The sequence below is a fragment of the Ruminococcoides intestinihominis genome, assembly GCF_040096285.1.
In the GTDB taxonomy this organism is placed as follows: domain Bacteria; phylum Bacillota; class Clostridia; order Oscillospirales; family Acutalibacteraceae; genus Ruminococcoides; species Ruminococcoides intestinihominis.
In genome coordinates this window covers 1-8,177 of the sequence record NZ_JBBMEY010000061.1, presented here as the reverse complement: position 1 = coordinate 8,177, position 8,177 = coordinate 1, and the positions used below count along the sequence as shown (strand labels likewise).

The 8,177-nt window shown below is 33.1% G+C and carries 8 protein-coding genes and 1 tRNA gene; 5 read left to right on the top strand and 4 right to left on the bottom strand.

Features of this window, described 5'->3' with window-relative positions; translation table 11 throughout:
* Positions 1-598 precede the first annotated feature (598 nt).
* Positions 599-1,729: a DHHW family protein gene (locus WMO18_RS10105; protein ID WP_211148246.1), complete on the bottom strand. Its 1,131-nt coding sequence runs from the start codon at positions 1,727-1,729 to the stop codon at positions 599-601.
* A gap of 104 nt (positions 1,730-1,833) precedes the next feature.
* On the opposite strand from WMO18_RS10105, the gene WMO18_RS10100 reads away from it, so the two are divergent.
* The 4 genes from WMO18_RS10100 (at position 1,834) to WMO18_RS10085 (ending at position 4,233) form a co-directional block, all read left to right on the top strand.
* The gene (locus WMO18_RS10100) at positions 1,834-2,229 is read left to right on the top strand and encodes a ComEA family DNA-binding protein (RefSeq protein WP_211148247.1); all 396 of its coding nucleotides are present in this window, start codon (positions 1,834-1,836) and stop codon (positions 2,227-2,229) included.
* 60 nt (positions 2,230-2,289) lie between these two features.
* Positions 2,290-2,763 carry an RNA polymerase sigma factor gene (locus tag WMO18_RS10095; RefSeq protein WP_211148248.1) on the top strand — a complete coding sequence of 158 codons (474 nt, stop codon included), beginning with the start codon at positions 2,290-2,292 and terminating at the stop codon, positions 2,761-2,763.
* 3 nt (positions 2,764-2,766) lie between these two features.
* Positions 2,767-3,492 (top strand): zf-HC2 domain-containing protein, encoded by a 726-nt coding sequence (locus WMO18_RS10090; protein ID WP_211148249.1) that lies wholly within the window; start codon positions 2,767-2,769, stop codon positions 3,490-3,492.
* Between the two features lie 84 nt (positions 3,493-3,576).
* Positions 3,577-4,233, top strand: a complete 657-nt coding sequence (locus WMO18_RS10085; RefSeq protein WP_211148250.1) for a hypothetical protein — start codon at positions 3,577-3,579, stop codon at positions 4,231-4,233.
* Between the two features lie 56 nt (positions 4,234-4,289).
* Here the strand turns inward: WMO18_RS10085 and WMO18_RS10080 are convergent, their stop codons facing one another.
* From WMO18_RS10080 to WMO18_RS10070, 3 genes are all read right to left on the bottom strand, one after another.
* Positions 4,290-6,485 carry a polyribonucleotide nucleotidyltransferase gene (locus tag WMO18_RS10080; RefSeq protein WP_211148251.1) on the bottom strand — a complete coding sequence of 732 codons (2,196 nt, stop codon included), beginning with the start codon at positions 6,483-6,485 and terminating at the stop codon, positions 4,290-4,292.
* Between the two features lie 208 nt (positions 6,486-6,693).
* Complete coding sequence (gene rpsO, locus WMO18_RS10075) at positions 6,694-6,957, bottom strand: 30S ribosomal protein S15 (protein ID WP_022505962.1); 264 nt, start codon at positions 6,955-6,957, stop codon at positions 6,694-6,696.
* A gap of 146 nt (positions 6,958-7,103) precedes the next feature.
* The gene (locus tag WMO18_RS10070; RefSeq protein ID WP_022505963.1) at positions 7,104-7,457 is read right to left on the bottom strand and encodes a helix-turn-helix transcriptional regulator; all 354 of its coding nucleotides are present in this window, start codon (positions 7,455-7,457) and stop codon (positions 7,104-7,106) included.
* A gap of 308 nt (positions 7,458-7,765) precedes the next feature.
* Between WMO18_RS10070 and WMO18_RS10065 the strand changes: the two genes are divergently transcribed.
* Positions 7,766-7,840 (top strand) — tRNA-Thr (locus tag WMO18_RS10065).
* The last annotated feature ends 337 nt before the right edge of the window (positions 7,841-8,177 follow it).

Here is an 8,177-nt window from a genome sequence, read left to right as displayed (position 1 = left end):
CAAGGAAGGCTGGATGGTTTCTACTAATTCTAAATATCTACCACATAACAAGGCAAGTTCTAGCACCACAAACCCAAATTTAATAAACTAACCTATTCCACCACCATCATAAAATTGAGAAACTTAAAACTAAAAAGAAAAAACAAGCAGACCGAGAGGGAGCAAAAGGGACTTTTGCCTCACAGTCTTTGATTTATTAATTTATTTTATTTATTTAATTTATTATATTGTTGGGTTTTGATTGGGAAGTGATTGGGTTCTGTTTGGGTTTTTAATGTGTTTTGACTGTTTGTAAAAAAATAAATATCCGGAAAAAGCTAGATAAAATCTATCCTACGGAAATTAAATTGAATGTTAGAAAATGAATAAATGATTGGATGTTTTGGGTTGAAGAATTTTAATTTTAGTGAATGTAATGAAAATCAATAATTGATACAATTATTTCAAATATATACATATAATTGTAGGCTGATAATATAATCATTTCAATGCAATTATTGCATTTTCATAAGAAAATTTTCATAAAAATAACGGCTATAACTTGTGATTATAGCCGTTTAATTATGTGGTTATTAAGTCGAAATTTACTTAAAATAAATCATTCAAGGAATGCAAAGTCCTTGTCAGCTAGGAAGTTATCAAGTTCCATACAAACCAAAACTTTGTCAAATTTAGTCTTTGAACATATTTCTTCACTGACAGATTTCTTGTAATATCTCATATCAACCAAAGTAACTTCACTAAAGTTTTCGCTTAGGAATGGTGCTAAACAATGACTAAAGCTATCTTTGATGATTAGTAGCTTCTTATTGTTTTTACAATCAGGATTCTTAATTGTAGTAACTGGGTTGTTGCCGTTTAGGAATACTGCATATTTGTCAGCACCCTTTAGTTGGTCTGTAAAGTACATTGAGTTGTACTTTGTGGTGATACCGTTTGCAGTAATACTACAAGTTGACTTGTTGTTAAGGTTGTTCCAAATCTCGATAGTATCACTTTCATTTAGCCAAAAACCTGATGTGTTGTATGTTGTGCCTAAAAAGTCATTGGCAGTTTGAATAGTGAACTTGTCCCTAGTTGCAGGTTTAATATTCCATTTACTGCATAGCTGATTATAAGCTAAATAAGCACCCTTAGTAGTCCAATGGTGGTCTGTTTTGTAGTAAATCTGAGTATTATCCTTGTTGGCCTTAAAAGTGGTTCTAAGGTCAATATTAGAAAGATTATTCTCGCTACAATACTTGTTTATTGTTTTGAAATATTCATCATCATTGTACTTTTCGTGAATATGTGGTAGCACATTATCCATTATGTAACCTGTTGACGGTACAATCATTAGAGAAGTATCAATGCCTGTCTTTTTCTGAAAATCAGATACAACAGAAAGGTTAAGGTCAAGTCTTTCGTTAGTAGCAGGTTTGTTGATTAAGTAGCCGTTTTTGCACTTATAAACACCATCACTGCCGTTGTTAAGTACAAGCAAGTTAGAGTAACTGTTGATACCCATAAATGCATCACGCATAACCATATGGTCATTTATGTAATCCTCAAACTTAGTTTCAAAAGAACCGTCAGTTAGTGTTGTTGCAGAAACTTCCGGAAAAGTCTGTAAGTATCTTTTTTCTTTTGGGCTAAAGTCACTTTTAGGTACAACCCAAAATAATATAGCAAATACCCCGATAAAGGCAAGGAACATTATAGTTATAAAATATTTTGATTTGTTGGTCATAACTCCACTCCATTCTCATTTAATTTTATATCTTTTCACATATTAAGTCAATTAATTAATTGTATTAATTTTTGGTGCAGTGTATAATTATATTGGTGATTTTTATGAAGAAAAAGTTATCTAGCGAAAAATTAATTGTAATAGTTGGAATTATCTTTGCAACGGTTCTTGTTTTGGTCAATGTGTTCTTTGACTTTGTACCTCATACAGTAAAAACTGAAAATATTAATGCTACTGCTACAACTGAGTTTTCCACATATTACAACCAAAATGTGAATAAAAAGACCTATACAACTACACAAAAAGTAATTGTAAATATAAATACTGCATCGGTTCAGGAACTTTGCACCATAAGAATGATTGGTGAAACTAAAGCCAATGCCATTGTGAATTATAGAGAAAAGTATGGTACTTTTAAAGATAAAAAAGATATTGTAAAGGTTTACGGTATCGGTGAAAAGACCTATGAAAAAATAAAGGACAGTATTTGTGTAAATTAAAAAAGTTTGTAACGAAAGTCATATTAAAGGATTATAGTGTTGGAAGTGAGGTGAGGATGGTTGTCATTTGAAAAAATATATAAAGAAAATTATAAGTTGGTATATGGCTATTTGCTAAAGCTTTGCAAGAACAGTTCATTGGCTGAGGAGCTAACTGCAGAAACCTTTTATAAAGCATTGGAGTATTACGAAAATTATCAGCACAAAGGATATACTTCAACTTGGCTTTGTGAAATTGCAAAGAATTTGTATTACAAGCACTACAACAAGAGAAAAAGGAATATCAATTTAGAAAATGAAAATATTGTTGACGACTATGACTTTGAGTCAAAATTAACAGATAAAGAAATGGCAATTCAAATACATAAGCATCTTCACACATTGAAAGAACCCTATAAGGAAGTTTTTGTGTTGAGGATATTTGCAGAACTTTCCTTCGCTGAGATTGGTACAATCTTCAGTAAAAGTGAAGTGTGGGCAAGGGTTACATTTTATCGTGGAAAAAATATGTTGATTAAGGAAATGGAGGTTTAAGTTTTGGATAAAAATTGTGAAATTGTAAAGGACTTAATTCCCTTAGTAGCTGATAATATAGCAAGTGAAGAAAGCAAAAAGTTTGTTGAAAATCATTGTGAAACTTGTGATGAATGTAAAAAGGAACTTTGGATTGCAAAACAAGACATTAAAACCGAAATAAGTGATTTAGCAGAAAATCAAGTGTGGGATAATATCAACAAAATACAGAAAAAGAAGAAAATTAAGAAGATTATTAATGTGTCTGTAATTGCTGTTTTGGTAATTGTAATAGGTGTGTTTACTGTGTTTTTTATTAATAATACAAGAGAGAAAAGTTATATGGAAGAATATTTTGGAAAAGAATTAACTTCTGAGTACAATAAAGGCTATTCCTCAGCTGATGAAAAAGAAGTTGAACCACTTGTTAAACAGATTAATAAGGCTTTAAACTTTGTGGGAAGTGAGAAAGAAGCCAAGAAACAGTTTGGTGAACTTTGGTCTTTATGTAGTTATGATATGGATAAAAATACAAAGCCAGGTGATTATAAGGTAAATGCTGAATTTTCCCTTAATACAGTTAAACTTTATAATGATGTTGGCTACTTATGGTTTGACTATTCAAAAGAAGTTATTGATAAAACAACAGGCGAATGTGTAGAAGGGTCGGCTGATATACCAGTAAGACTTTCTATTGCTAAAGATGATAACAATGAATGGTTAGTGATTTCTGAAAAAGAAGCACCATAATATATAGATATTGACTATTGGATTATTATAGAATATACTTTACCCAAAGGTTGATATTTATGTTTATATAAATGGGGTGAATACATGAAAAATAGCAAATGTAAAAACATATTGATTAGTATAGGCATTTGGTTAATGGTAGTTACAATCTTGGCTTCGGTAGTTGTTGGAGCAGGTTATGGCTTATATCTTATAGTTGGTGCTGCCGATAAAAACCAACCTATTATTGATGTGGTGACTGTAGATAAAGGTGATGTGCTTGATAAATATGATATTGATATTTTGAAAAGTGATGTTATAAATAATAAGTCAATTGAGAAAAATTATTACAGAATTTACTCTTCAAAAGACCCTATTGATAATTTCCTTGACACTGATGTTGACTTAAAGTCAATAGAACCTTTTGAAATAGATAATGCTGAGATATATTCTTATAGTTATTTCACTTCCTATAATGATGATGAACTTGTACCATCAAGTAAATTATCTGATGAAACCGGAAAGACAGTAGAAATAACACCTGTACTGGATGATATTCTTGATGCAATTGAAAATGTAAAGCATGATAAAATCAATATGAAAATATTTAATGACAACGGTGACTATTATGTTTATCTTGAGCTTAATACAAATTGGTGGTATCCTTGTGAACTGTATCATTATGATAAGGAAAGCAAGTCATTGGATTTGATTTATCAATTTGATGGGGAAGAGATTGTAGGAATAAAGAAAATTAGGTAACAGAAAAGGGTTGAAGTTTTAAAACTTCAACCCTTAATTTATTAGCTTAGATTAAATTATCTTCTGCCGTTTCTGTTGTGATTGTTATGAGGTCTTCTTGGTCTATCTTCAAGAGTATTTTCAGGAGTTAAACCGTCAACTTCAATTAGAACAGCTCTTCTTGAAAGATTTAGTCTGCCCTTATCGTCAATTTCTTCAACCTTAACTCTGATAACATCACCAACATTAACAACATCAGTAACCTTTTCTGTTCTCTTAACATCCAGCTTACTAATGTGGCATAGACCTTCCATACCCGGTGCAATTTCAATAAATGCACCGAAGTCCATAATTCTTGTTACCTTACCAATATAGATAGCACCGATTTCAGGACCGTTAGCAATCATTTCAATGATTGAAAGAGCCTTCTGGCACTTTTCTGTATCAATACCGGCAACAAATACATTTGCACTTTCGCCTTCTTCTGTAATGTCAACCTTAACTTCACATTCAGCCTGAATTTCCTTGATAACCTTACCACTCTTACCGATAACTTCAGAAATCTTGTCTGCAGGAATCTGAGTAGTGAACATCTTAGGAGCATACTTGCTTAGTTCATGTCTTGGTTCAGGAATAGCCTTTAGCATAACTTCATCAAGAATGTAGTTTCTTGCTTTGTGAGTCTTTGCTAGAGCTTCCTTAACCATTTCAGGTAGTAGACCGGAAATCTTAAGGTCCATCTGAATAGCTGTGATACCGTCCTTAGTACCGGCTACCTTAAAGTCCATATCGCCGAAGAAGTCTTCAACACCCTGAATGTCAACCATTGTCATCCAGCGTTCACCCTCAGTGATTAGACCACAAGAAATACCAGCTACAGGAGCTTTGATTGGAACACCTGCGTCCATAAGTGCAAGTGTTGAACCACAGATTGAACCCTGAGAAGTTGAACCGTTAGAAGAAAGAATTTCTGATACAAGTCTTAGTGTGTATGGGAATTCTTCGACTGATGGAATAACTGGCTTTAAAGCTCTTTCTGCTAATGCACCATGACCGATTTCTCTTCTGCCCGGACCTCTGCTTGGCTTTGTTTCGCCTACTGAGTAACTAGGGAAGTTGTAATGGTGGATATATCTCTTTGTTTCTTCTTCATCAATACCGTCAAGATACTGCTGTTCAGAAACAGAACCTAAAGTAGCAACTGTAAGAACCTGAGTTTGTCCTCTTGTGAACATACCTGAACCGTGAACTCTTGGAAGAATACCAACTTCAGAAGCTAGTGGTCTAATATCGTCCATGCCTCTGCCGTCAACTCTCTTCTGTTCGTCAAGTAGCCATCTTCTTACGATTGTCTTCTGAGTTTTATACATACATTCGTCAATCTTAGCTTCTTGTTCAGGATAGATTTCATCAAACTTTTCGTGAACTGCATCATAGATTGGAAGTAGTCTTTCGTCACGAATGTTCTTATCGTCTGTATCCATAGCAACCTTAACATCAGCTTCAGCAAAGTTGTAAATTGCTTCAAACATATCGTGATCAGGTTCATTTGATGGATAGTCAAACTTTGGCTTACCGATTTCTTCCTGAATATTCTTGATGAACTGAATAATTGGCTGGTTAGCTTCGTGACCTGCCATAATAGCCTTGTACATTGTGTCATCATCAACACAGTTTGCACCGGCTTCAATCATAGCAATTCTTTCTGATGTTGAAGCAACTGTTGTTGCCATATCAGAAACTGCTCTTTGTTCAAGTGTTGGGTTAATAACGATTTCGCCATCAACTAAACCTACTGAACAAGAAGAAACAGGACCGTTCCAAGGAACATCAGAAATTGAAATAGCAATTGAAGTACCAATCATAGCAGCAATTTCAGGCTGACAATCAGGGTCAACAGACATTACTGTACATACGATTGAACAGTCATTTCTCATATCCTTAGGGAATAGAGGTCTGATTGGTCTGTCAATTACACGAGAAGTAAGGATAGCCTTTTCTGAAGGTCTGCCTTCTCTCTTTAGGTAAGAACCTGGAATCTTACCTACTGAATACATTTTTTCTTCATAGTCAACAGATAGTGGGAAGAAGTCAACTCCTTCTCTTGGTTTTTCAGAAGCAGTACAAGCAACATGTACAACTGTTTCGCCATATCTAACAAGACAAGCACCATTAGCTAGCTGAGTCATTTTACCTGTTTCAACAACCAGTGGTCTGCCTGCAAATTCTGTTTCAAATTTTCTGTACTTATCAAATACCATTGCTTTGTTCATATTTGCAATACCTCCTATAAATAAATTTTGTTTACAGGATTTTCGGTTTTAGCAATAAAACCACCACATAAAAATATAAATAAAAGGATAAATATGTGTTCGTTTTACTGCTAAATGCACTTGGAAAATCCTGTAACTACTTATTGCAAAAAAGTTTTTTTATCAAAACAAGGGCAAAGGGAAAACCCTTCGCCCTAAATTTTTACTATTACTTACGGATACCAAGTCTCTTAATGATTGAACGGTATCTTTCGATGTCAACCTTTGTAAGATACTTAAGTAGGCTCTTTCTCTGACCGATCATCTTGTATAGACCTCTTCTTGAGTGATGATCCTTTGGATGCTGCTGTAGATGAGCAGTTAGATCCTTAATTCTCTTTGATAGAAGTGCAATCTGTACTTCAGGAGAACCTGTGTCGCCTTCGTGAGTAGCATATTCCTGCATAATAGCAAGCTTTTCTTCTTTTAGCATTGTGTTTTCCACCTTTCATTATTTATCGCTTTTTTCACAGGTTAAGGAAACAGGAAATCCACATTGTGGCATACTCCATAATCCGTGATTAAGCTATCTTGTGTATTATAACACAGTAAAAATAATTTGTAAATAATTATTACAAATTATTTTAAATTCTTTAGAAATTCTTCTCTCTCTTCAGGACTCATTGCCCTTAGAGAGATAATGAACTGCTGTTCCTCTTTAGTTAGGTTATAAATCGCCTCATCACCCTTTGCTCTTAGGAAAGAATCCTTAATGCTCTTTGGGTTCTTTTCTGATGGTAATAAATCATCATATGTGATACCGAAAATCTTGATAAGCTTGTGTAAGGTATCAATAGATGGTTCTGTCTTACCGGTTTCGTAATAAGTATAGGTTGTACGATTTATGTTTAAAGCGTCAGCAACCTGTTGCTGAGTAAGTAAAGAATTTTTACGATAGATTTTTAATAAATTACCTAGATTTTTATTTGCCATAACAACACCCCTATTTTAGTATTAGATTTCAGCTATTTTAATATTACATAAACAAAAGTAATTATTATTAGGTGAATTTTATATACTAAATGATTATAAGTTTATTATAGCTTTTTATTATTGGTATGTCATATATTTGCTATATTATTTTCACTTTTAGTGAATAAGTTTTACTGCTCCTTGAACAAATATATTAATATCTTTCTATATATTGACAAAATAGTGAGGAAAGCTTATATTATTTATGTTGCCTAGTGTTAAATAATTATTAGTATTTGTACTTAAACATATAATAAATCACATATTATGCTAGAGTAGTTCAGTGGTAGAATAATTGCCTCGTAATCAATAGGTCGTGGGTTCAATTCCCATCTCTAGCTCCAAAATCCAGTAGGGAAACCTACCGGATTTTTTCTTTTGTCTTTTAATTTTGATTGTGTTAATCTATAAATTTGTTTTTTTCAATTTTATCTGTGCATTAAGATTAATTTGATAAATTAGGGTTTTTCAATTTTGTTTGTGTGTTAAGATTAATTTGATAAATTTGGGTTTGTGGGGTTGATTATGTAATGTAGATAAATTAGATAATAACCGATTAATTCATCTAATTTATAGTTTTATCCCTCCTTCAGTCATTCTTTAAAAGGTGAATTGCTCTGCAATTCACGAATGACAGCTCCCTCGTCTGAGGGAGCGGCAGATTATAATAACAAGTGCAAC

Excerpts from the sequence above, each read along its gene's own strand:
- WMO18_RS10105 (WP_211148246.1), bottom strand. The coding sequence starts at position 1,729 with ATGACCAACAAATCAAAATATTTTATAACTATAATGTTCCTTGCCTTT.
- WMO18_RS10100 (WP_211148247.1), top strand. The coding sequence starts at position 1,834 with ATGAAGAAAAAGTTATCTAGCGAAAAATTAATTGTAATAGTTGGAATT.
- WMO18_RS10085 (WP_211148250.1), top strand. The coding sequence starts at position 3,577 with ATGAAAAATAGCAAATGTAAAAACATATTGATTAGTATAGGCATTTGG.
- WMO18_RS10080 (WP_211148251.1), bottom strand. The coding sequence starts at position 6,485 with ATGAACAAAGCAATGGTATTTGATAAGTACAGAAAATTTGAAACAGAA.
- rpsO (WP_022505962.1), bottom strand. The coding sequence starts at position 6,957 with ATGCTAAAAGAAGAAAAGCTTGCTATTATGCAGGAATATGCTACTCAC.
- WMO18_RS10070 (WP_022505963.1), bottom strand. The coding sequence starts at position 7,457 with ATGGCAAATAAAAATCTAGGTAATTTATTAAAAATCTATCGTAAAAAT.